The 23609-nt window shown below is 57.7% G+C and carries 22 protein-coding genes; 11 read left to right on the top strand and 11 right to left on the bottom strand.

The genetic code is table 11. The features are described from left to right. Nucleotides 1-154: 154 nt before the first annotated feature. Complete coding sequence (gene budC / locus OC597_RS24185) at nt 155-910, top strand: meso-2,3-butanediol dehydrogenase (RefSeq protein ID WP_262210795.1); 756 nt, start codon at nt 155-157, stop codon at nt 908-910. A gap of 47 nt (nt 911-957) precedes the next feature. On the opposite strand, the gene OC597_RS24180 is transcribed toward budC, so the two are convergent. Genes OC597_RS24180 through puuD form a run of 4 tightly spaced genes read right to left on the bottom strand, consistent with a single transcriptional unit; the run spans nt 958 to nt 5077 of the window. Next, on the bottom strand, nt 958-2238 hold the full coding sequence (locus tag OC597_RS24180; protein WP_261462425.1) for an NAD(P)/FAD-dependent oxidoreductase: 1281 nt from the start codon (nt 2236-2238) through the stop codon (nt 958-960). A gap of 11 nt (nt 2239-2249) precedes the next feature. Next, nucleotides 2250-3746 carry an aldehyde dehydrogenase PuuC gene (puuC, locus tag OC597_RS24175; protein ID WP_261255500.1) on the bottom strand — a complete coding sequence of 499 codons (1497 nt, stop codon included), beginning with the start codon at nt 3744-3746 and terminating at the stop codon, nt 2250-2252. 15 nt (nt 3747-3761) lie between these two features. Continuing rightward, the gene (gene puuR / locus OC597_RS24170; RefSeq protein ID WP_085116363.1) at nt 3762-4319 is read right to left on the bottom strand and encodes an HTH-type transcriptional regulator PuuR; all 558 of its coding nucleotides are present in this window, start codon (nt 4317-4319) and stop codon (nt 3762-3764) included. Then, nucleotides 4316-5077: a gamma-glutamyl-gamma-aminobutyrate hydrolase gene (puuD, locus tag OC597_RS24165; protein WP_262210793.1), complete on the bottom strand. Its 762-nt coding sequence runs from the start codon at nt 5075-5077 to the stop codon at nt 4316-4318. Before puuD ends, puuR begins: the two co-directional genes overlap by 4 nt. Nucleotides 5078-5316: 239 nt before the next feature. Here puuD and OC597_RS24160 point away from each other — a divergent pair, with 239 nt between their 5' ends. From OC597_RS24160 to OC597_RS24140, 5 genes are all read left to right on the top strand, one after another. Further along, nucleotides 5317-6735 (top strand): glutamine synthetase family protein, encoded by a 1419-nt coding sequence (locus tag OC597_RS24160; RefSeq protein WP_099065571.1) that lies wholly within the window; start codon nt 5317-5319, stop codon nt 6733-6735. Nucleotides 6736-7040: 305 nt separating this feature from the next. Continuing rightward, entirely contained in the window at nt 7041-8411 is a 1371-nt protein-coding gene (locus tag OC597_RS24155; RefSeq protein WP_261415909.1) for an APC family permease, read from the top strand. A gap of 91 nt (nt 8412-8502) precedes the next feature. Further along, entirely contained in the window at nt 8503-9396 is an 894-nt protein-coding gene (gene yddG, locus OC597_RS24150) for an aromatic amino acid DMT transporter YddG (protein WP_261462427.1), read from the top strand. 72 nt (nt 9397-9468) lie between these two features. Then, nucleotides 9469-9741: a hypothetical protein gene (locus OC597_RS24145; protein WP_262210790.1), complete on the top strand. Its 273-nt coding sequence runs from the start codon at nt 9469-9471 to the stop codon at nt 9739-9741. A 393-nt stretch (nt 9742-10134) separates the two neighbouring features. Beyond that, entirely contained in the window at nt 10135-11016 is an 882-nt protein-coding gene (locus tag OC597_RS24140) for a nucleoside-specific channel-forming protein Tsx (protein WP_261423703.1), read from the top strand. A gap of 55 nt (nt 11017-11071) precedes the next feature. Here the strand turns inward: OC597_RS24140 and OC597_RS24135 are convergent, their stop codons facing one another. Further along, a complete protein-coding gene (locus tag OC597_RS24135; protein WP_017892577.1) occupies nt 11072-11251 on the bottom strand; it encodes a hypothetical protein in 180 nt (59 codons plus the stop codon). Between the two features lie 460 nt (nt 11252-11711). On the opposite strand from OC597_RS24135, the gene OC597_RS24130 reads away from it, so the two are divergent. After that, the gene (locus OC597_RS24130) at nt 11712-12194 is read left to right on the top strand and encodes an anti-virulence regulator CigR family protein (protein ID WP_262210786.1); all 483 of its coding nucleotides are present in this window, start codon (nt 11712-11714) and stop codon (nt 12192-12194) included. A gap of 120 nt (nt 12195-12314) precedes the next feature. Then, a complete protein-coding gene (locus tag OC597_RS24125; RefSeq protein ID WP_262210783.1) occupies nt 12315-12845 on the top strand; it encodes a chorismate mutase in 531 nt (176 codons plus the stop codon). A gap of 8 nt (nt 12846-12853) precedes the next feature. Here the strand turns inward: OC597_RS24125 and OC597_RS24120 are convergent, their stop codons facing one another. The 4 genes from OC597_RS24120 to hutC all read right to left on the bottom strand — a co-directional run bounded on the left by OC597_RS24120 (nt 12854) and on the right by hutC (nt 17593). Then, entirely contained in the window at nt 12854-14389 is a 1536-nt protein-coding gene (locus OC597_RS24120) for a serine hydrolase domain-containing protein (RefSeq protein WP_262210781.1), read from the bottom strand. 266 nt (nt 14390-14655) lie between these two features. Next, complete coding sequence (gene hutG, locus OC597_RS24115) at nt 14656-15459, bottom strand: N-formylglutamate deformylase (RefSeq protein WP_261255484.1); 804 nt, start codon at nt 15457-15459, stop codon at nt 14656-14658. After that, on the bottom strand, nt 15456-16679 hold the full coding sequence (gene hutI / locus OC597_RS24110; RefSeq protein WP_261255482.1) for an imidazolonepropionase: 1224 nt from the start codon (nt 16677-16679) through the stop codon (nt 15456-15458). The genes hutG and hutI overlap by 4 nt, the downstream gene beginning before the upstream one ends. 158 nt (nt 16680-16837) lie before the next feature. Beyond that, on the bottom strand, nt 16838-17593 hold the full coding sequence (gene hutC, locus OC597_RS24105; protein WP_112348329.1) for a histidine utilization transcriptional repressor HutC: 756 nt from the start codon (nt 17591-17593) through the stop codon (nt 16838-16840). 176 nt (nt 17594-17769) lie between these two features. Between hutC and OC597_RS24100 the strand changes: the two genes are divergently transcribed. The 3 genes from OC597_RS24100 to OC597_RS24090 all read left to right on the top strand — a co-directional run bounded on the left by OC597_RS24100 (nt 17770) and on the right by OC597_RS24090 (nt 20772). Next, nucleotides 17770-19140 (top strand): formimidoylglutamate deiminase, encoded by a 1371-nt coding sequence (locus OC597_RS24100; protein ID WP_262210778.1) that lies wholly within the window; start codon nt 17770-17772, stop codon nt 19138-19140. Next, on the top strand, nt 19140-19703 hold the full coding sequence (locus OC597_RS24095) for a HutD/Ves family protein (RefSeq protein WP_261284401.1): 564 nt from the start codon (nt 19140-19142) through the stop codon (nt 19701-19703). Before OC597_RS24100 ends, OC597_RS24095 begins: the two co-directional genes overlap by 1 nt. Nucleotides 19704-19770: 67 nt before the next feature. Then, complete coding sequence (locus tag OC597_RS24090; protein ID WP_261255473.1) at nt 19771-20772, top strand: LacI family DNA-binding transcriptional regulator; 1002 nt, start codon at nt 19771-19773, stop codon at nt 20770-20772. A 47-nt stretch (nt 20773-20819) separates the two neighbouring features. Here the strand turns inward: OC597_RS24090 and OC597_RS24085 are convergent, their stop codons facing one another. Together OC597_RS24085 and OC597_RS24080 are read right to left on the bottom strand one after the other, a co-directional pair. Then, a complete protein-coding gene (locus tag OC597_RS24085; protein WP_261462432.1) occupies nt 20820-22262 on the bottom strand; it encodes a glycoside hydrolase family 32 protein in 1443 nt (480 codons plus the stop codon). Further along, the gene (locus tag OC597_RS24080; protein WP_261255470.1) at nt 22259-23518 is read right to left on the bottom strand and encodes an MFS transporter; all 1260 of its coding nucleotides are present in this window, start codon (nt 23516-23518) and stop codon (nt 22259-22261) included. Before OC597_RS24080 ends, OC597_RS24085 begins: the two co-directional genes overlap by 4 nt. Between the last annotated feature and the right edge of the window lie 91 nt (nt 23519-23609).

Genomic DNA, 23609 nt, shown 5'->3' with positions numbered 1-23609 from the left:
ATTGATTGTTCTGACGCATTGAATTTGCAGTGAATACCTCTTTTTGATTAGAAAACCGCACATTTTGACTGTCCCTCTCCGCCCATGAGTTTTATCCTCGATTCAATCAGGATTTGTATGACTTATCAGAATACATTCACATGGAGGAGTTCTTATGCGTTTCGACAATAAAGTAGTCATCATCACCGGCGCAGGCAACGGGATGGGGGAAGCGGCAGCACGTCGGTTTTCCGCTGAGGGTGCTACCGTGGTGCTGGCTGACTGGGCGAAAGAAGCGGTAGACAAAGTGGCGGCCTCGCTGCCGAAAGGCAAGGCGCTGGCGGTGCATATCGACGTTTCTGACCACGTCGCGGTTGAAAAAATGATGAACGAAGTGGCGGAAAATTTGGGCCGCATCGACGTGCTGCTGAACAATGCCGGCGTGCACGTGGCGGGCAGCGTGCTGGAAACCAGCGTGGCTGACTGGCGTCGCATCGCCGGGGTAGACATCGACGGCGTGATCTTCTGTTCCAAATTCGCCATGCCTTATCTGCTGAAAACCAAAGGCTGCATCGTTAACACCGCTTCGGTCTCTGGCCTGGGTGGCGACTGGGGGGCGGCCTATTACTGTGCGGCGAAAGGGGCAGTGGTAAACCTGACACGTGCCATGGCGCTGGATCACGGCGGTGACGGCGTGCGGGTGAACTCGGTGTGCCCGAGCCTGGTAAAAACCAATATGACCAACGGCTGGCCGCAGGAAATTCGCGATAAATTCAACGAACGTATTGCGCTGGGGCGTGCGGCAGAGCCGGAGGAAGTGGCGGCGGTGATGGCATTCCTGGCCAGTGACGACGCCAGCTTTATCAACGGTGCCAACATTCCGGTGGATGGTGGGGCGACCGCTTCAGACGGCCAACCGAAGATTGTTTAAGCATTAATCCTCAGGCCCGGCGGAGCTAAACGCCGGGCCTGCATGCTTTACACCCCAATCCGATCGCGCAGTTGGTAGTAAGCCGCGCCAATCGCGGTAAACGGAATTTGCAGGTTGCGGCCACCGAAGAACGGCAGGTGTGGCAGTTTGGCAAAGGCATCAAATCTTTCCGCATCGCCTCGCATTAATTCAGCAATCAGCTTGCCTGCCAGATGGGTACAGGTCACGCCGTGGCCGCTGTAGCCCTGCATGTAATAGACGTTATTTTCCAGGCGACCGAACTGCGGCATGCGCGACAGCGTCAGCAGGAAATTGCCGGTCCAGCGGTAATCGATACTCACGCCTTTCAACTGCGGGAAGGTTTTCAGCAGTTTAGGGCGGATCAGGTTATCAATATCGTCCGGATCGCGCGCACCATACACCACGCCGCCGCCGTACAGCAGGCGGTTATCACCGGTGATACGGTAATAATCCAGCAAATAGTTACAGTCTTCGACACAGTAATTCTGCGGGATCAGCGACTGCGCCACTTCCGGTGCCAGCGGTTCGGTGGCCACCACCTGAGTGCCGCACGGCATGCTGCGCTTGGCCAGTCTCGGCTCCAGCTTATCACCCAGATAGGCGTTACCGGCCACGATCACATAGCGCGCCTTCACCTGGCCGCTGGCCGTGCTGACGATGGCCGGTTCACCGTGACGGATGTTAGTGACGGCCGACTGTTCGAAGATGCGCCCGCCCTGCAAGCGGATAGCTTCGGCTTCACCGAGGGCCAGATTCAAAGGATGAATATGCCCACCGCTGTGATCCAGCAGTGCACCGACGTAGCGCTCACTGTTGACCTCCTGACGGATGCGCTCAGCATCCAGCAGTTCAAGCTGGGTATTGCCGTAACGCTCCCAGTGCTGTTTCTGTTCGATCAGCGCGTGATATTGCCGGTTGTTCAGTGCGGCGAAGATACCGCCGGGGCGATAGTCACATTCGATGGCGTACCTTTGGATACGGCTGCGAATGATCTCTGCGCCTTCAAACATCATGCCACCGAGTATACGGGCGCTTTCCGCACCGTAGCGCTGTTCAATCACGTCGATGTCGCGGCTGTAGGAATTCACCAGTTGGCCGCCGTTGCGGCCGCTGGCGCCAAAGCCGATGCGTGCGGACTCCAGCACCACCACGTTATAACCGGCTTCCACCAGGAACAGCGCCGAAGACAGACCGGTGTAGCCGCCGCCGACGATGCAGACGTCGCATTCGATAGAGTCATTCAACTGCGGGTAGGGCGCGTGGCTGTTGGCCGAGGCCGCATAATAGCTTTTTACGTGTTCAGTCATGATATCTGCCCTTATTCCAGCGAAATCCAGGTGGTTTTCAGTTCGGTGAATTTTTCCAGCGCGTGCAGCGATTTGTCGCGACCGTTGCCGCTTTGCTTGTAACCGCCGAACGGGACCGTCATATCCCCGTCGTTGTAGTTATTGACGAACACCGTGCCGGCTTTTAACTGGCGAGCTAGCCGGTGAGCACGCGACAGGTCGCGGGTCCAGATGGCGGCACCCAATCCGTAGTCGCTGTCGTTGGCCAACTGCATGGCCTGTTGTTCGCCGCTAAAACTGGTGACTGCCAGCACCGGGCCAAAAATTTCATCACGCGCCACGCTCATGGCGTTATCTACCTGGGTCAGAATGGTTGGGCCCAGGTAGCCGACATGGCCGTTCTGTGGATGCTCGCGGCCGTCCAGGAACAGCGCGGCACCCTGGCTCAGCCCCTGCTCGATATAGTCGGCCACTTTCTCGCAGTGGCCCTGGTCGATCAGCGTGCCCATCACCGTCGTCGGATCGAGCGGATCGCCCGGCGTGAAGGCTGCTGCATGCCGCCGCAATGCCTGCAAAAACTCTTGCTGAATACTCTCTTCCACCAACAGTCGGGTACCGGCGATGCACACCTGTCCCTGGTTATAGAAAATGCCGGCGGCGGCGCTCTGGGCAGCCTTGTCCAGGTCCGGGCAGTCGGCAAAGATAATATTGGCGCTCTTGCCGCCAGCCTCCAGCCATACCCGTTTCATATTGGATTGACCGGCATAGATCATCAGTTGCTTGGCGACCTGGGTGGATCCGGTAAAGGTCAGGGCGTCGACATCGTTGTGCAGCGCCAGCGCCTTACCGGCATCGTGACCGTAGCCGGGGACAATATTCAGCACGCCGTCCGGCAGCCCGGCCAGTTGTGCCAGCTTGCCCAGATAGATTGCGGTTAACGGGGATTTTTCAGAGGGTTTCAAGATCACGCTGTTACCGGTGGCCAGCGCCGGGCCGAGTTTCCAGCAGGCCAATAACAGTGGGAAGTTCCAGGGTACGATGGCACCGACCACACCGATAGGTTCGCGTTCGATCAACGCCAGCGCATCGCCGCCGGTGGGGGCGATTTCACCGTAAACCTTATCGACCGCTTCGGCATACCAGCGCAGGCAGCGGATCGCGCCGGGCACATCGTCGCGCAGGCTATGGCGGATCGGCTTGCCGGTATCCAGCGTTTCCAGCAGCGCCAGCTCTTCATGGTGTTGTTCCATCAATTCTGCCAACTTCAGCAAAGTGGCCTTGCGCTGCGCCGGGGCCGCTCTGGACCAGTCGCCGCGCTCAAACACCTCACGCGCTGCACTGACCGCCAAATCAATATCGACGCTGCTGCCCCGGGCCACCTGGGTCAACTCACGTTGCCCGGCAGGATCCTCCACGGCAAAGGTTTGGCCTTCGGCGGCCTGCTGATAGCGGCCATTGATAAACAGTCGGTTCTCAATTTTCAGGGCTTGCGCCCGGTGTTGCCAATACTGCAGATGGTGGAAGTCCATACCTTGCTCCGTTGATCAGAATGTCGTCGGCGTATGGGCGCTGATAATCCGGCAAATCCGCGCCGACGTGTTGCTGAAACTGTGGGGAATGCCGGTGTTGATAGCGTAGCTTTGGCCGGCCAGCAGGTGATAAGCCTGCCCGTTGACCTGCAGTACCACTTCGCCTTCCAGCAGGGTGCCGATCTCTTCCCCCTGATGCTTGATACGTTCGCCGGTGGTGGTACCCGGTTCATAGGTTTCGATCATCATCGCCAGAGTGCGATTGGGGTCGCCGTTGTGGATCAACTTCATCGATACCCCCTGGCTGCCAATCTCGATCAGATCCTGGCTGTCGATAACAATCTGCGGTTCATCCGGAATTTCCGGTTCGGCGAAGAACGCCGACAGTGACAGCCCGTACACCGTCAGCAGCTTTTGCAAGGTACTGATGGCCGGACTGACCTTGTCCTGTTCGATGGTGCTGATGGCGCTGTGGGTTAATCCAGACAGTTCGGCCGCTCGGCGCTGCGACAATCCCAACTGCTGGCGGATTTGTGACAGACGTTTTCCCGGTGCCAAGCTGACATCGCTCATGGGCGTTTTTCCTTTTGATGGTTCCGGCAGGCGCTAATGAACCCCTCAAACAACAGGCGCGACAGGGCGTACTCTTCACTGTTCCATTCCGGGTGCCATTGCACACCCAGCGCAAAGGGCTGGTCGCGCAGACTGATGGCTTCCACCAATCCGTCGGCCGCGTGAGCCTCGATGCGTACGTCGGGGCCGAGGGTTTTTGCTCCCTGGCCATGCAGTGAGTTGACCCAGAATCGATTGCAATCCGGTATCAGTTGCGAGAGTAAGCCGCCTTCCTGAACGATGACCTCGTGGGCGGGGGCGTATTGTTGTTCCAGCGGCAGGTCGTGATCTTCACGGTGTTCGAGCAGTTCGGGCAGTTCAAACAGCCGACGGTGAAGGGTGCCCTGGCTGGCGACCACCATTTCCTGCATACCGCGGCAAATGGCGAAAAGGGGAATGCGCCTGTCGAGCGTGTGGCGGATCAGCGCCAGGCTCAATTCATCTCGCCCAGGATCGGCGTCAGGCTCATCGCCGTTTTCACCATAAAGGTGCGGCTGCACATTACTGGGGCTGCCCGGCAGCAGAATACCGTCGAGGTGCTCCAGCAATTCTTCCAGCAGTTTGGGTTCCGCCAGCGCGTGTGGCAGGGCGATTGGCAACCCTCCCGCGGCCACGACGGCATTTAGGTACTTTTCTTGCAAGGTCTGAGTGAGATGCCCGTTTAACCTATACCTGCACATCACTACGCCGACCACTGGTCTGTTAAATATATTGCCCATGCTGTCCCCTTGGTATGTTCGAAATTATGAACGATAAGCTTCTCCACTGCCGTTTTCGTTCAATATTTTATAAATCTAGCAGTCAAATGGGCAATATTCAAACTCAAAGTAACACTTGCAAAACAATTTTGTTGCATCTATGTTTCATTGGTGGACATTATATTGAGCAAGATGGTCAAAAAACATCGACGGCAATAAGTGTGAGAACCACAGACAAAAACATACATGGCGGGTGAATCATGCAGACCAACATAGTAGAAGTGGAAAACTTTGTTCAGCACCACGAAGAAAAGCGAAGTAGCGCGTTCCAACGTGAAGTGAAGAAGTACCTGGAGTGTTATCCATTAACTCAGCACGTTGACGTTCTGCTGACCGATCTTAACGGCAGCTTCCGTGGCAAGCGCATTCCGGTGGGCGGGCTGAGCAAGCTGGAGAAGGGCTGTTACTTCCCGGCGTCGGTGTTTGCGATGGATATTCTCGGGAATGTGGTTGAAGAGGCCGGGCTGGGCCAGGAACTGGGTGAGCCGGATCATATTTGTGTACCGGTCTTGGGCACCCTGACACCGTCGGCGGCGGATCCGCAATATATCGGCCAGGTGCTGCTCACCATGCTGGATGAAGATGGTACTCCCTTTGACGTTGAACCGCGCAATGTGCTGAACCGAGTTTGGCAGCGTTTGCGTCAGCGCGGGCTATCCCCCGTAGTAGCGGTAGAGTTGGAGTTCTATCTCATCGATCGCCAACGCGATTCGGAAGGCTATTTGCAGCCGCCGTGCTCGCCGGGCACCCAGGAGCGTAACACCCAGAGTCAGGTGTACTCCGTCGATAATCTTAACCACTTTGCCGACGTGCTGAGTGAAATTGACGAACTGGCACGCATGCAGGGCCTGCCGGCAGACGGGGCGGTGGCCGAAGCCTCGCCTGGCCAGTTTGAAGTCAACCTGCACCATACCGATAACGTTCTGCAAGCCTGCGACCACGCATTGGCATTAAAACGGCTGATCCGCATGGTGGCGGAAAACCACAACATGCAGGCCACCTTTATGGCCAAGCCCTACGAGGAACACGCTGGCAGTGGCATGCACGTGCATATCAGCATGCTGGACAGGCAGGGTAACAACGTCCTTGCCGACGATGACGGCGAAGACTCCGTACTGCTGAAACAGGCGTTGGCCGGGATGATTGCCCTGATGCCTTCTTCTATTGCGCTGCTGGCACCGAACGTCAATGCTTACCGCCGCTTCCAGCCGGGCATGTACGTGCCGACTCAGGCGTCCTGGGGCCATAACAACCGTACCGTGGCGCTGCGTATTCCCTGTGGCGATCGCGACAGCCATCGCGTGGAGTATCGCGTGGCCGGGGCCGATGCCAACCCTTACCTGGTGATGGCGACCATTCTGGCCGGCATCGTCTACGGTCTGGAAACCACGCTGCCGCTGCAAGAACCGGTCACCGGCAACGGGCTGGAGCAGGAAGGGTTGCCGTTCCCGATCCGTCAGAGCGATGCGCTGTATGAGTTTGAGCATCAGCCGGTGCTGAATGCGCTGTTGGGGGAAAGGTTCAGCCATGTTTACCTGGCCTGTAAAACGGATGAGCTGGTGCAATTTGAGCGCCTGATCACCGAAACCGAAATCGAGTGGATGCTGAAAAACGCCTAAACCCGCTCGAACTCATGATACCGCGCGCGTCTGGCGCATTCCGCCGGCTATCCTGTGGCCTGCGAAGCTACGCGCAGCGGTAAAGCATTTCTTCCACTTTGGCGTACAGGACGTCGGCGAGGAAAGAACCATGACAGCCTTAACTGTTTCTTCAGTTTGCGCGGGCATTAGCCCGTGCCGCAGTGAATACGGGCCATCCGTTGGCCGAGATTCTTCGACTTCCCGCCGCCTGAGCAGCAGTATCCCCGCGGCCTCTCTGAATGACGTTAAACGGTTACCAGCAGAGGACAAAGAGGGGAAGAGTCATGACGATTAATGCAATTGACGGTAATCAAGCGGCCAAGCCGCAACTGCGTAAAACCCTGAAACTGTGGCAAGTGGTGATGATGGGCCTGGCCTATCTGACACCGATGACGGTGTTCGACACCTTCGGTATTGTTTCCGGCCTGACTGACGGCCACGTACCGGCTTCCTATCTGCTGGCGCTGGCCGGCGTGCTGTTTACCGCCATCAGCTACGGTAAGCTGGTGCGCCAGTTCCCGACCGCCGGTTCTGCCTACACCTATGCACAAAAGGCGATTAATCCGCACGTTGGTTTTTTGGTGGGGTGGTCATCGCTGCTCGACTACCTGTTCCTGCCGATGATCAATACCCTGTTGGCGAAAATCTATCTGACCGCGCTGTTCCCTGAAGTCCCGCCGTGGGTCTGGGTGGTGGGCTTTGTGATTATCATTACCGCCATCAACCTGAAAAGCGTCAATCTGGTGGCCAACTTCAATACCCTGTTCGTGCTGGCCCAGGTCGCGATCATCGTGGTGTTTATCTTCCTGGTGGTGCGCGGTCTGCACAGTGGGGAAGGCATGGGGACGGTGTGGAGCTTGCAACCGTTCGTCAGTGAAAATGCGCATTTGCTGCCGATTATCACCGGTGCCACCATTTTGTGTTTCTCGTTCCTCGGCTTTGACGCCGTTACCACGCTGTGTGAAGAAACGCCCGATGCCGCCAGGGTGATCCCGCGGGCCATCTTCCTGACGGCGCTGTATGGTGGGGTGATCTTCATCAGCGTGTCGTTCTTTATCCAACTGTTTTTCCCTACTATCCAACGTTTCCATCAGCCGGATGCGGCACTGCCGGAAATCGCGCTGTACGTGGGCGGCAAGCTGTTCCAGTCGATTTTCCTGTGCGTCACCTTTATCAACACCCTGGCGTCGGGCCTGGCGTCACATGCCAGCGTTTCACGGCTGTTGTATGTGATGGGGCGCGATAACGTGTTCCCGGAAAAATATTTCGGCTATATCCACCCGAAATGGCGCACGCCATCACTGAACGTACTGCTGGTGGGGCTGGTGGCATTGTCTGCGCTGTCTTTCGATCTGGTTACCGCCACGGCGTTGATCAACTTTGGTGCACTGGTGGCTTTCACCTTCGTCAACCTGTCGGTGATCAGCCATTTCTATATTCGCGAGGGGCGTAACAAAAGCTGGAAAGACCGCTTTAACTATCTGTTCCTGCCGCTGGTGGGGGCGCTGACGGTCGGCGTGCTCTGGCTAAACCTGGAAAAAAGTTCGCTGACCATGGGGTTGATCTGGGCGGCACTGGGCTTTGGTTATCTGGCGTATCTCACCCGGCGCTTCCGTCAGCCGCCGCCGCAGCTGGAACGACAGCCACAGCAATAACTGAGTCAGGCGGGGTTTCCCGCCTTTCTTTTTTGTCCGTCGGACAGTAGAGTGAAAATACTGATAAAAAATAACCGATTGGATCATCTTTATGTCTTCACTCCCCGTTTCGTATAAAGCCACCTTGCTCGGTCTGTTGGCGATCCTGCTGTGGAGCAGCGTGGTCGGCCTGATCCGCAGCGTCAGCGAAGGGTTGGGGCCCATCGGCGGGGCGGCGATGATCTACAGCGTCAGCGCGATTTTTTTGCTGTTGGCACTGCGCCTGCCAAACCTTCGACAGTTTCCGCGTGCTTATCTGATCCTCGGCAGCCTGCTGTTTGTCAGCTATGAAATCTGCCTGTCGCTGTCGCTGGGTTACGCCAATACTCGTCTGCAGGCGATTGAAGTGGGGATGATCAACTATCTCTGGCCCTGTTTTACCGTGCTGATGGCGCTGGCTTTCAACGGTCAAAAGGCCAAATGGTGGTTGCTGCCCGGGCTGCTGCTGTCGTTGTTCGGCATTGGCTGGATCATGAGCGGCGAGGGGGGTTGGTCACCGGCGCAAATGCTGGCGAACGTGCACAGTAATCCGCTGAGTTATTCGCTGGCTTTCGCCGGGGCGGTGATTTGGGCCGTGTATTGCAATCTGACCAAGAAAATTGCCCAGGGCCATAACGGCGTGGTGCTGTTTATTACGCTGACCGCCGTCGCGCTGTGGATCAAATATGCCTTCAGCAGCGAAAGCGGCATGCAGTTCACTCTGCCGGTGACCCTGACGTTGCTGTGTGCCGGCATGGCGATGGGGGCGGGGTACGCGGCCTGGAACGTGGGTATTCTGCACGGCAATATGACGCTGCTGGCGACGGTATCTTACTTTACCCCGGTGTTATCGGCGGTGTTTGCCGCACTGGTGCTGGATACCGCATTGAACGCCAGTTTCTGGCAGGGCGTGGTGATGGTGACCCTGGGATCGTTAATCTGTTGGCGGGCAACCCGAGGAAACTAACGGAAATTATCCGCCGGTTGCTCAATGTTGAACTAGAATCTAACTAGCGATCTTGCATGAAGGAACATAAAAATGAGAGACGATATCCAATTCATTCAGCAACCTGTGATTGATGATGCAAGTTATATACGCGGTGATACCGTGCGTCTGACCACCGCCAATCTGCGCCATGAATACCAGCTTGATGTCAGCATTCTGCGCCGGGTAGACAAGCTGATTTATGGTTCGGTGATCGCCGCCGCACCCAAGGTGGATATTCCACCCAAAGAGTGGGAGATCGAACCGGGTCAAGAAGTGGTCTTCCGTAAGGAAAATATCGCCAAAGCGATCCCCTCGATTAGCTGAGTCTTAACCCGGGTTTTCGATCCTCCGTTTCCCTCAGTCACATTTCCAACAAATGCCGGTGCTAAAAACACCGGCATTTTCATTTCTGCGACAGACCTGGTTACTTTTTTGCATTGCACACAATTGGCACAAAAACTGCTTTAAAAATCACCGGGCATGACAAAAATCACAGCGATCGTGAATTTGCATGAAACATAATTTGACAAATGTGAACGCAATCGATTACCTATTCGCAAAATGCATAACTGGATCACAGATTCTTACACCCAGTGATTTCTATAATGCGCGCGTCGCCCGAGAAGTTTGTAAGCGGAGGCAACGCCAGGTGTCGTCAGACTCATTGTCATCTTTTCTAACGGGCAGGAAATGGCCCTTTAAGCATGTGGTAATAAAATGAAAAAAATAGCTCTCGCAGCAGGTATCCTGCTCGCAGCGTCTTACAGTGCATCTTCAATGGCTGATAGCAAAGACAGCCAATACGTCTCGGATTGGTGGCACCAGAGCGTTAACGTGGTGGGCAGCTACCACACCCGTTTCGGACCTCAGTTGAACAACGATGTTTATCTGGAATACGAAGCCTTCGCCAAAAAAGATTGGTTTGATTTCTATGGTTATGTCGATGTGCCTAAATTCTTCGGCGTCGGCAACACCCCGGACCGCGGCATCTGGGACAAAGGCTCACCGATGTTTATGGAGATCGAACCTCGTTTCTCGATCGACAAACTGACCAACACCGATCTGAGCTTCGGTCCATTCAAAGAATGGTACTTCGCCAACAACTACATCTATGACCTGGGTCATAACACCGACGGCCGCCAGAACACCTGGTACATGGGTCTGGGCACAGATATCGATACCGGCCTGCCAATGAGCCTGTCGATGAACATCTATGCCAAATACCAGTGGGAAAACTACCAGGCTGCCAATGAGAACAGCTGGGACGGTTACCGCTTCAAGGTGAAATACTTTGTACCACTGACCCAATTGTGGGGCGGCAATCTGAGCTACATCGGCTTTACCAACTTTGACTTTGGTTCCGATCTGGGCAAAGACAGCAACTGGACTGACGGCACCGGCAAACAGGTTCGCACCAGCAACTCGATCGCTTCCAGCCATATTCTGGCGCTGAACTACGATCACTGGCACTACTCCTTCGTGGCACGTTATTTCCATAACGGCGGCCAATGGCAGGATGGGGCGGATATCGGCACCCCACAGGGTCCAATTAAATCTACCGGCTGGGGCTACTACCTGGTGGCGGGTTATAACTTCTGATTTTCCGTGGTATCAGAAACAGAAAACCCCGCTTTGGCGGGGTTTTTTTTCGTCATCACTGCGCTTGTTCGCCGGGTAAATGCCTCACCGGCATAAATAATCGTCCTTTGATTACGTGGCATTCATTATCAATCCAACTGATGATTTGTTCACGACTCACGCCTTCGGATTGCGCGTAGCGGTGAAGATCGCCATTAAAGTGCTGCGTGATGTATTCCATGAGGGTCATTTGCATGTCTTTTGCTCCTGAACGCCCACCCGTTGCCAACTGGCCACCGCGGGAGGTTAAGGTTTCTCAGACGCCGAATTTAAAGTATTGGCAACCAAATCTCAACAAAAAGCACCGTATTGGTGCATCTGATGTCGATTTATCGGTAAAAAGAATCCCGCACGGAACGGCGGGAAGTATTCAGTACTATCACACGGAGTGATAAAAAATGATTTGAGGTGCAACGAAAAAGAGCTCGCTAACTCTTTTTTGTGACTTAGCCAAACTACGGCAAGGCTTATTTCGCTGCAAGAAAAATCTGGGTTTTAAATTCGGTTTTATCGAATAGTTTTGCGCTGGAATAATATTTGGCCCTCTGGCTAGCCTTATGTCGCTACACGTGATCAAACTCTCAGAGTTTTCCGCATGCTTTATGTGGGGAATTACGCCTATAGTGAAGCTAATAACCCCTGCAGGAAGTGACATTATGAGCAAACGTCGTACTACTCTTACAGTGCTGGCGCTGATTGCTTCGTTGGGCCTGTCATCCGCACCGGCGCTGGCCGATAAAGGCGGCAATGGTAATGGCAACAGCGGCAATCATGGTAATAGCGGCAACAACGGTAATCATGGTAATAACGGCAATAGCGGCAAGCATGGCAATAAAGCCAAAGGTAATGATGGCGACCAAGGGCTGGTTTCCGTCAGTATTTCCCGTGAGCACGCACGTTCCCTGGCGCGAAACTATGGCCTTACCGGTTATGGCTCTTTGCCGCCGGGCATTGCTAAGAATCTGGCTCGGGGCAAGCCGTTGCCTCCAGGCATCGCCAAGAAAATGGTGCCGTCATCGATGCTGCACGATCTGCCTTACTACCCGGGTTACGAATGGCGTATTGCCGGTGACGACCTGGTGCTGGTCGCTCTGAGCACCGCCCTGGTGGCCTCGGTGATCAACGGTGTCTTTAATTAACATTCCGCTATTCCGCTATTCCGCTTTAAGGCCTCGCTTCGGCGAGGCTTTTTATTTGCCTGAAGCAGGGGGAACGTGGTGAACTCTTTTCCTGATTTTCGAGTAGAGAGGGAAAGGGTGATGTTGAGGATGTTATTGATTGCCTGTTGTCTGGTCAGCTTTTCTGCGCTGGCGGACGGCGGTGCGGCGCTGGGTGAACTGGTCAATCAGCGGTTGGCTTATATGAAGGACGTTGCCGGTTACAAGGCGCAGCAGCATCTGCCGATCGAGGATTTGGCTCAGGAGGCCAGGGTGTTGGCCAGCACGCAAGCAGAGGCGGAGCGATTGGGGTTGGATCCGCTTTCGGTGCGGCCATTTATCCTGGCGCAAATGGATGCCGCCAAGGCGATTCAGTACCGCTATCGCGCAGACTGGCTGGCGCAGCCGGAAAGTGGCTGGCAGCCGCGTCCGTTGGATAGCGTAAGACCGCAGATTGCCGAACTCAGCAGCCGTATTTTGCAACGGCTGGCGCAGCAGTTGAAAACCGGTCCATTGACCGAGGCGGCACGAGGCAGTTTTATTGATGCCATCACTCAGGCCAACCTCAGCGATGCTGATAAGCAGCGTCTGTTTACCGCCTTACTGGCCGTTCGGGTCGGCAAGGCGGGGTGATACCGGCGTTAGTCGCAACCGGCTTCGCTGCGCTGAAAGGTCAGCACCCGGCTGCGATTGGCGATCAAGTCCACGCTGTAGCCGCGAAAATACAGGCAAAAGCGTTTCTGCCACGGGCCATCACGGCTTTCGACCAGCATGCGGCCCTGACCCAGTGAGCTGATCGTCCCAGTCTGCGCCGCCGGCCCCACTCCAATGTGCACCTGGTCGCCGCAAATCTCGAAGGCGGTGCGGTATTGCGGGTGATACCACAGGCCCTGCACGTGCTTCAGGCATTCGCGATTAGCCGTGACCGGCAGGAAATTGCGGGCCACATGGCACACTTCGCCCTCAACCGCTTCACCGGTCCATTTCAGCCGTATTGGCATATGGGCGGAAAGCGAGACCGCATAGCCGTCATCGGCTTGATACAAAGGTTCATCACTGCCCAGATAGGCGACGTTGCCGTCCTTCACTTCCAGCCAGTAGGGTTCTGCCACCGTGGTGTATATGCCATCGGGAATGGCGGTGCTGCGTTGTGGCAGCATCTCGTCCAGCAAGGCGGCCATCACCTGCAGCGCGATACCGAAACTGTCGCAGTCCTCCCGGTTGGCCACCAGCGCCACACCGGCTTGTCGGTCGGGGGCCAGCAGGAAATAGGTTTTGTAACCGGCGTGCGAACCACCGTGCCCCAGCAGGCGTTGTTTACCGAGTGGCGTTTGCGCCAGTCCCAGCCCGTAAGCGCTGAGTTGGCCTTGATTGAGATAGCGCGGTGCGCTCAGCTGTGCCAGTACGCCTTGCCCCGGGCCCTGGTCGGCCAGCAGTGTCTGCAGCCAGCAGGTGAGGGCATTGGCGCTGCCGGTCAGGCTGCCGGAGGCGGAAAGATGCAGGCCGGCGCTGGCCAGTTGCCAACCCTGCTTTGAGCGCCAGTAACCGGGCGTTAGCCCCGGCACCACGTCAAACCAGCTCTCAGGCGCCCGTAGTTGCACTTGCAGCGGTTGGGCGATGTGTTGCTGCACCAGTTGGTCAAAGTCATACCCCTTGGCCTGCAGGGCCGCCTCAACCAGGCGGTAGCCGGTATTGGTATAAGTGATTTCGCTGCCGGCCGGATAGTTCAGCCCACCCAGCCCCTGAAGGAACTGCATCACCGGTTGTGCCTCGCTGCGGGTATGCACCGAGATGCCCAGCAGCCCGAGGGTTTCCCGCACGTCAGGCAGCCCACTGGTCATATCCAGCGCCTGGCCGACGGTGACGTCCGCCAGCGGGGCGTGTAGCTCTGGCAGCAAGTCGCCAAGGCGGTCATCCAGGCTCAGGGCGTTGTCGGTGGCATTCAGCGCCAGCGCGGCAAATATATGTTTGGTGACCGACGCGTAACGCACCACGCTGTCGGCGGTAAAAGGGGTGTTTTGCGCCAGATCGGCCAGGCCGGCGCTGGCCGTTGCCCGGATTTGCGCGGCGTCGAACAGGGTAATCGCTCCACCGGGTTCGCCGTCGGGCTGCCAGTCAGCCAGCAGCCGCTCGGCGACTGCCTGTGCGGCGCGCCAGTTTAGCGGGGTTTCAGACATACTTTGCCTCCAGAGTGAATGATCGATTTGTGACTCAGCGGACTTTTCGCCAGATTGTCGCGCACCGCGAAATCCGTGGGCCGCTGTTTTGTGCGCTGTTCCGACCAGATTGGGGGATTTTCAGTCAAAACTGCGATGCAGTACGCAAATCGAAACGATGGCGAGCAGGGATACCAGAGGTCTGTCACTAAATCAGGAAGTTAGCTGCGGGGGAGAAAGGGAGGATGCAGGGTGACAGTGTCACCCCGTATCAGGCTAGAAAAGGCTTAACGCGGCTGGCCGCCCCAGGCAAGCAGGCTGTCGATCATTTGTTTCAGCAGGCGCTGCAGAGCGGCGGCACGCTGGGGCTCAAAGGCAAACGGGTAGCTTTCGGACATGTAGTTCACCTGCGCCAACTCCAGTTGGATCGCATGCTGCTGCTCGTGTGGCTGGCCGTAAGCGCGGGTGATGTAACCGCCCTTGAAGCGACCGTTAAGCACATGGGTAAACTGCTGTTGTTGTTCGCAGCAGGCCACCAGACGATCGCTCAGCGCTGGGGCGCAGCTTTCACCGCCGTTGGTGCCCAGGTTGAGGTCCGGCAGTTTGCCATCAAACAAACGCGGGATCACCGAGGCGATAGAGTGGGCATCAAACAGCAGTGCGTAGCCGTGTTTTGCCTTTAACCGCGCCAGTTCGTCCTGCAACTGCTGGTGATACGGCTGCCAGATCTGCTGCAGATAACCGGCGCGCTCCTGGTCCGAGGGGGCCTTACCCGGCAGAAAGCTTGGGCGGCCGTCAAACAGCACGTCCGGAAACAGGCCGGTGGTGGCGGTGGTGTACAGCGGCTTATCGTCCGCCGGGCGGTTCAGATCGATAACAAAACGCGAGTAATTGCCGACCAGTACGCTGGCACCCATCGCACGGGCAAACTCGTATAACTGCGGGATATGCCAGTCGGTGTCAGGCAGCGGTTGGGCATCTTCGGTTAAACCGGCCTCGACCGCCGGAGTGAGTCGGGTACCGGCGTGGGGAATGCTGATCAGCAGCGGCAGGCTACCGGCGTGGAAATCAAAAGGGTCGCGAACAGTCATTGACGTATTTCTCCTCGGAAAATCACCGTGCAGGGCAGTTGTCCACCCAGCCAATAAGCCAGTTCAGCCGGTCGCGACAGCGGCCAGTGAATAAAATCAGCCACCTTGCCGGTTTCCAGCGTACCGTGGCTTGCCTGCAGGCCCAGCGCTTTGGCCGCGTGTGTCGTAACGCCCGCCAGGGCTTCTTCCGGCGTCAGGCGGAACAGCGTGCAGGCCATGTTGATCATCAGGCGCAGCGACAGTGCCGGTGAGGTGCCTGGGTTGGCGTCGCTGGCAATCGCCATCGCCACGCCGTGTTTGCGGAACAAATCAACCGGTGGGCATTGGGTCTCGCGCAACAGGTAATAAGCGCCCGGCAGCAACACTGCGACAGTACCGGCATCGCCCATCGCCCGCGCATCCTGTTCGGTGGCGTATTCGAGGTGATCGGCAGACAGCGCATGGTGCTGCGCGGCCAATTCGCTGCCACCCAGCGCGGAAAGTTGTTCGGCGTGCAGCTTAACCGGCAGGCCGGCGGCTTCGGCGGCGGCGAACACCCGTGCCACCTGGGCCGGTGAGAACGCGAGATGTTCACAGAAGGCGTCAACCGCGTCCGCCAGTCCGGCGGCGGCAGCCTGAGGAATAATGGTGTTACACACCAAATCGATATAGTCGTCGGCACGGTTGGCGTATTCCGGCGGCAGCGCGTGCGCCGCCAGACAGGTGGTTTTCACCTCTACCGGCAGCAGTTCGCCCAATCGGCGCGCCACGCGCAGCATTTTCAGTTCGCTTTCCGGCGTCAAGCCGTAACCGGATTTGATCTCCACGCAGGTCACGCCTTCTGCCAGCAGCGGCCGTAGTCGGAACAGCGCCTGCTCCAGCAGTTGTTCTTCTTCGGCGTCGCGGGTGGCCCTGACCGTGGAAATGATGCCGCCGCCCTGAGCGGCGATCTCGGCATAGCTGACGCCGTTCAGCCGTTGTTCGAATTCTCCGCTGCGGTTGCCACCGAACACCAGGTGGGTATGGCAGTCGACAAAGCCCGGCGTAATGATGCCGCCGTCGAATTTCACCTTTTCATCCGCAGTCAGCGTCGCCGGCAGCGCGTCGTATTCACCCAGCCAGACAATTTTGCCGTCACGCACGGCGATCGCGCCGTTGCTGAGGGTGTGATACTTGCCGTCGCGCATGGTGACGATGTCGGCCCCGTGCCACAGGCTGTCGCAGTGAATCTCAGAAGTCATGGCTTTTCTCCGCCGGAGCCTTGGCTCCCACATGGTTGTATATACAATTAAAAACAACCTAGCGCATTCATCGAGTTGTCACAAGAGGCAGGATAAAAATTTGTTATCGGGATGTGATCGTTGTGGAAGAGCGGGTGCAAAAGAGCACCCGCGGGGGATCAGACGTCGTTGGTGAAACGGCCAAACAGCTGATAGCGGCTGCCGGGATACAGCAGGCGCGCCGAGGTCACCACGGTTTTGCCAGACCAGGTGCGGCGGTGGATCAGCAGGCCCGGTTCGTGGTCTTCCAGTTGCAGCAGCTCGCGCTCATGGTGGGTCGGTACCACGGCTTCGACAATGTGCTCACCGGCAGTCAGCGGTGCGGCCTGGGTCAGGTAGATATAGGGTGTGACGCGGTCGAAATCCTGCTTCATGTAATCGGGCGCGATCAGGGGGTTCACGCAGCGGTCTTCCACCTGCACCGGCAGGTCGTTTTCATAATGCACGATCTGCGAATAGAACAGCTGTTGGCCGGGTTGAATGCCTAACGCCAGCGCTTCTTCTTCGCTGGCCGGGCGGGCTTTCAGCTGCAGGATCTTGCTGCTGTGGCGATGGCCACGGGCGGCGATTTCGTCGGCGATGTTATGCACTTCCAGCAGCGCGGTGTGCGCCTTGGCTTCGGCGACGAAGGTGCCCACGCCCTGCATGCGGATCAGGAAGCCTTCGGTGGTCAGTTCACGCAGTGCGCGGTTGATGGTCATGCGGCTAACGCCAAGCTCGGCCACCAGTTCGCTTTCCGAGGGGACACGTTGGTGCGGCAACCAATGGCCCGCACGGATTTGGTTTACGATCGCCTGCTTGACCCGTTGATAAATCGGGGCGGGGGTATCGCTCATTGCAGCAGCCAGTTGCAGCACGGTCTGTTGATCAACCAAGACGTTAACCTCGTCAAATAAAAAAATAATAACACCAGTTTACTGTTGGTGTCGGCGTATGTATATGTATATACAACTAAGGGCCGGTTCGCCACAGCAATGCGATGGGCCAGTGCATTTTCTGATGCGTGATTATCGCGCGTTATTAGCCGTTACACTAACAGTGGAATACTGCCATGCCTGCTTATTTTGCCTCACGTGCTCTGCTCCCCGAAGGCTGGGCGCATAACGTTCGCCTGGACGTCAATGCGCAAGGCCACCTGACCCAGGTGACTGTCGACGCCGATCCCGAAGGCTGCACCCGACTGCACGGCGACGTGGTGCCGGGCATGCCGAACCTTCATTCTCACGCCTTTCAGCGTGCGATGGCCGGGCTGGCGGAGGTGGCGGGCAACCCGCAGGACAGTTTCTGGACCTGGCGCGATCTGATGTATCGCCTGGTGCAGCGGCTGACGCCGGAGCAGGTCGAGGTGATCGCCCGCCAACTGTATATCGAAATGCTGAAAGGCGGATATACCCAGGTGGCAGAATTCCACTACCTGCATCACGGTGCCGACGGCAACCCCTATGCCGATCGCGGTGAAATGACCGGTCGCCTCAGCCAGGCGGCGGCACAGGCGGGGATCGGTATGACGCTGTTGCCGGTGTTGTACAGCTACGCCGGGTTTGGCGGCCAGCCTGCGCAGGTGGGGCAAAAACGGTTTATTCAGGATGCGGATCGCTACCTGGAGCAGCAGCAGGTGATCGCGCGTCAGTTGGCGGACCAGCCGTTGCAGAATCAGGGGTTGTGTTTTCACTCACTGCGTGCGGTGGAACTGAGCCAGATGCAGCAGATCCTGGCGGCGTCGGACAGCACGCTGCCGGTGCATATTCATATCGCCGAGCAGCAGAAAGAGGTCAACGACTGTCTGGCCTGGAGCGGTCGTCGGCCGGTGGCCTGGCTGTATGAGCATCTGCCGGTGGATAGCCGCTGGTGTCTGGTGCATGCCACCCATCTTGACCGTGACGAGCTGGAAAAGTTGGCACGTAGCAAGGCGGTGGCGGGCCTGTGTCTGACCACCGAGGCTAATCTGGGCGACGGCATCTTCCCCGGCGACGGCTATTTGCAACATCAGGGCCGTTGGGGCATAGGTTCCGACAGCCATGTCTCGCTCAATGTGGTGGAGGAGCTGCGCTGGTTCGAATACGGTCAACGGCTGCGCGATCAGCGCCGTAACCGCCTGACCACGCCGGAACAGCCGGCGGTGGCGGATGTGCTCTACCAGCAGGCCTTGCAGGGTGGGGCGCAGGCCTGTGGTGCCCCTATCGGCCGTTTGCAAAGCGGTTACCGTGCCGACTGGCTGGTGCTGGACGGCGACGATCCTTACCTGGCTGCCGCGCCGGATGCTTCCATTCTGAATCGCTGGTTGTTCGCCGGCGGCAAGGAACAAATTCGTGACGTGTTTGTTGGCGGGCGTCAGGTGATCGATCAGGGTCGCCACGTCTTGCAACAACAGAGCAGCGCAGAGTTCTTGCAGGTGCTGAAAACCTTCCAGCAGGAGGCATAATGAGCCTGACGCGTTTTGATTTTGCTTCGCTGCCGGTCACGCCGTGGCGCAATGGCGGCGGGGAAACCCGCGAGATTGCCTGCTGGCCGCCGGGGGCTCAGGATTTTGACTGGCGCGCCAGCATCGCCACCATTGCGCAGGACGGCCCGTTTTCGGCATTCAGCGGTATCGATCGTTCGATCACCCTGCTGGAAGGCGACGGCGTACGCCTGTTCAGCGCAGGACAAATTGACCATCATCTGTCGCAGGTCGGTGAGCCGTTCGCCTTCTCCGGCGATGTGGCGCTAAAGGCAACCTTGCTGGGGGGCAGCAGTCAGGACTTTAACATCATGACCCGGCGCGGCCGCTTGGCCGCCAGAGTGCAGCGCGTAACGACGGCGACCCGGCTGCCGGGGCAACATGCGGGCGTTTTGTATGTGTTGGAGGGGCGCTGGGCAGTGGCGGACGGCGTCACCCTGGCAGCAGGTGAAGGTGGCTGGTGGGCGGCAGGCGAGCACTCCGGCTCCCTGACGCCGCTGACGGAGGAGAGTGTTATTCTGTGGGCCGACATCACACCCGGTTAAGCCGGGCTAGAGTCCGGCGCTAAGTTGTGGGATTATTTGGTTTTCTATCCCACACAGAGAAGGGCGCATGGCCTCGCTGAAAGACGTTGCAAAACTTGCCGGGGTATCGCTCATGACGGTATCCCGCGCCATCAACGAGCCCGATAAGCTGCGGCCGGAAACCTACCAACGCGTCAAACTGGCGATCGACCAACTGGAGTACGTGCCCGATCTCGCGGCACGGCGTATTCGTGGTGACAGTAGCCGGGTACAAACGCTCGGCGTGCTGGCGCTGGATACTGCGACCACCCCCTTCTCGGTAGACATGATCCTGTCGATTGAAAAAACCGCGCGCGAACACGGCTGGAACAGCTTTGTGGTTAATCTGTTCGCTGATGACAGCGCGGAGCACACCATCGATCTGCTGCTGGCACACCGGCCGGACGGGGTGATTTTCACCACCATGGGGCTGCGGCAGGTGACACTGCCGACCAAATTGCTGGATAAAAAACTGGTGTTGGCCAACTGCGTCAGTCCGGAGAACCCGGTGGCGAGTTATATCCCGGATGATGAGCAGGGCCAGTACGATGCCATGCGAACACTGATTGCCAAAGGGTATCGCGCGCCGCTGTGTATTCACCTGCCGGAAACCACCCTGGCGGCCGGGCTGCGCCGTCGTGGGCTGGAGCGCGCCTGGTGTGACGCGGGGGGTGATGTTCAGCAGTTGCGACAATATCATCTTGATTTGACCGACGGCGATGAGCACTACCGCGACAGCGTGGAACTGCTGGAGCGGCACTTTTCGCCGGGGCAGCGCGACTGTGATGTGGTGGTGTGCGGCAACGATCGGGTGGCGTTTATGGTGTATCAGGTGCTGTTGGCGCAGGGCTGGAAGATCCCTCAGCAGGTGGGGGTTTTGGGCTATGACAATATGGTCGGCATCGGTCAACTGTTCCTGCCGCCGCTGACCACGGTGCAATTACCGCATTACGAGCTGGGGCGGCAGGCGGCGCTGCATCTGATTAATCAGCTGGAACACCGGGAGACGCGAAAGGTGGCTTGCCCGTTGTTGTTGCGCGAATCTCTGTGATCAAACTGGGCGTGATAATCACGCCCAGATAATCCATTTCTGGGCGGTCAGTCCCAGATACTCTCCAACTCCCAGGCCTGTGATGCAGCAAACTGCGCCTGTCCGCTTTCGGCAAACAGGCTAATACCAAGTTGGCCGTCCGCCGGGTAGATACGGCTGGTGAGACAGGCTACGCCCTGATTGACGAACACCTCCAGCGATGAACGGTCGATAAAGACTCGCAGCGACAGCTCGTCACCTTCCGGCAGGGGGACGCTGCGACAGCCGCACAGGCCCGCATCCTCACTGAAACGCTCCAACACCAAACGATGGGCTTGATTGTCGACGTACAGCCGTGCCGCGTTACCGATGGCAATGCCATAGCGTTCGGCATCGCTGTCGGCCAGTTTTAGTGTCAATGTCAGTTCTTGCACCTCGGCGTCCAGAGCCTGCCGTTGGTTGCGTAAGCTGACCGCGGCCAGTGAATGTGGCTGACCACGCAACGCCACCAGCTCCCGCGCCGGGTTCATCAGCAGGTTGCCCTCGGCTGCCAGCGTCAATTCGCGCGGCAGAGTGAGGGCGCCGGCCCAACCCTGCGCTTTGCTCGGCATCGGGGATTCCCACATGTCCATCCAGGCGAACAGCATGCGGCGGCCATCGGCGGCGGTGAAGGTTTGCGGCGCATAGAAATCGTGCCCGTTGTCCAGTTCGCAGAAAGGTTGAGTGACGCTGAAATCCTTGCCCGGTTGCCAATGGCCAAGCAAATATCCGTTCTGAAAGCGGTTACGATGACGGTAACCCTGGGCTGCCAGCCCCTGCGGCGAGAACAGCAGCACCTGCTTTTCTCCCAGCGGGAAGAAGTCCGGACACTCCCACATATAGCCCTGCTGCAGCGTCTGCGCACCGCTCAGCACGCGGTCGAACTGCCAGTCGCGCAGGTCGTCGGAGCGATAAAGCCGCGCCTGTCCCAGCCCATTCTCCTTGGCACCGACCACCATCCACCAACGGTCAGCGGTGCGCCAGACTTTAGGATCGCGAAAATGCTGGATGCCTTCCGGCGGCAACAGCACTGGCCCGTGTTTAACAAAATGGATCCCGTCTTCGCTGGTGGCCAGACACTGCACCTCGCGCACCTGATCGTCGTCTCCTTCCTTACCCAACCAGACGTGGCCGGTGTAGAGCAGCGTCAGCACGCCGTTATCATCCACCGCGCAGCCGGAGAAACAGCCGTCTTTGTCATAGTCGTCGCCGGGGGCCAGGGCGATCGGCTGGTGTTGCCAGTGCGCCAGATCGCGGCTGGTGGCATGGCCCCAGTGCATCGGCCCCCAGTTCTGGTCATAGGGGTGGTGCTGGTAGAACGCGTGATAGACGCCGTTAATACAGACCAGGCCGTTGGGATCGTTGATCCAGCCTGCGGCCGGTGCCAGATGAAAGCGCGGGTAGTAGAGATCCTGACGCTGAGCGCGCAGGGCTTCGACCGCATGATCGGCTTGAGCTAAGGCATTTTTCATTGGGTGGGCTCACTTGATTTTAACGTGGATTGAAATTGAGGCGCACTGGCGACAGTCTCGCCGCGCAGCATGAAGCAGGAAATCAGCGTGGTAGCCGCTACCGCACAACCCATCAGCAAGTAGGTGTCGGCAAAGCCGATGCGGTCGTAGCCATAGCCGGCCAACGGTGCCAGAAAACCGGCGACGATCTGGCTGATAAACTGGAAGCCCACCAGGTACAGCGTGGCGGACAGGCGGCTGTCGAAACGGGTAGTGATGTACTTGAACATCGCCACCAGCAGGATGGGTAATTCTACGGCGTGCAGCAGTTTCATGGCGGAAATCATCAGTGCGCCGCTGGCAAAGCCAGAGCCGAACATGCGCAACGCCATTATGCTGCTGGCCAGCAGTAGGCTCTGTTTAATCCCAAGACGGTTAACCAAGAGAGGAGCAAGGAACATGCCGCCGGCTTCCAGAAACACCTGCAGCGAGTTGAGGAAACCGTACATGCGGTTGCCTTCCTCGTGGGTTGCGAACTGCGAGGCAAAATACACCGGGAACTGCTGGTCAAACACGCCGTAGATGCTGGTGCCGAGCACGAACACTACCAGCGCCCAGAACCCCGGCAGACGCAGCAGCGCCAGGGCGTCCTGCAGCTTCAGGTTCTCCGGCTTGCCGTACTCCAACCCGGCCATGGCGTTGGGTTTCAGCTCGCGCACCTGCCACAGCAACAGCAGGAACACCGCCGCCGAGGCCGAGGCGATCCAGAAATTGATATTGGGGTTGATATTGTAGTTAAAACCGGCGAAGAAGGTGGCGCTGGCCCAGCCCAATGACCCCCACATGCGCGCCCGGCCGAATTCGAAGCCGACGATGCGGCTGACTCGTTCGGTATAGGATTCCAGCGCGCCAATCCCGGCATTGAATGCCAGGCTGACAAACACGCCGCCCACCAGTGCGCCAACCACCAGGTTGCTCTGCAGCAGCGGGGCGTAGACGTAGATAAAGAACGGGCCGGTCAGCAACAGCAGCACGCCGACAAACAGCAGCAGGTGCTTACGCAGCCCAAGCTTGTCCTGAATAAAACCGTACAGCGGCTGGGCGCACAGCGCCATGATCGACATCGCTGCGAAGATCAGCCCGGTTTCTGTCCCTTTCAGGCCGATTTTCTGGTTCAGCCAGATGGAGATCAGTGAAAAGCTGGACGACCAGGTAAAGAAGAAGAAAAACAACAGGCCGCTGAGGAGCACATAATATTTTTTTGTTTCGCGGTTCATGTCAAATGCCCTGATGGATGAAATTGGCTCTATTGTTAACGTTAACTTTAAGCCAGATAAAGCCATCAAAGCGAGGTATTGCGATGTTAAT

Origin of the sequence: Serratia proteamaculans (assembly GCF_946227095.1) — a bacterium.
GTDB lineage: Bacteria > Pseudomonadota > Gammaproteobacteria > Enterobacterales > Enterobacteriaceae > Serratia > Serratia proteamaculans_E.
The sequence above is the reverse complement of the archived record's forward strand: the minus strand, read 5'-3'. Positions and strand labels throughout refer to the sequence as shown.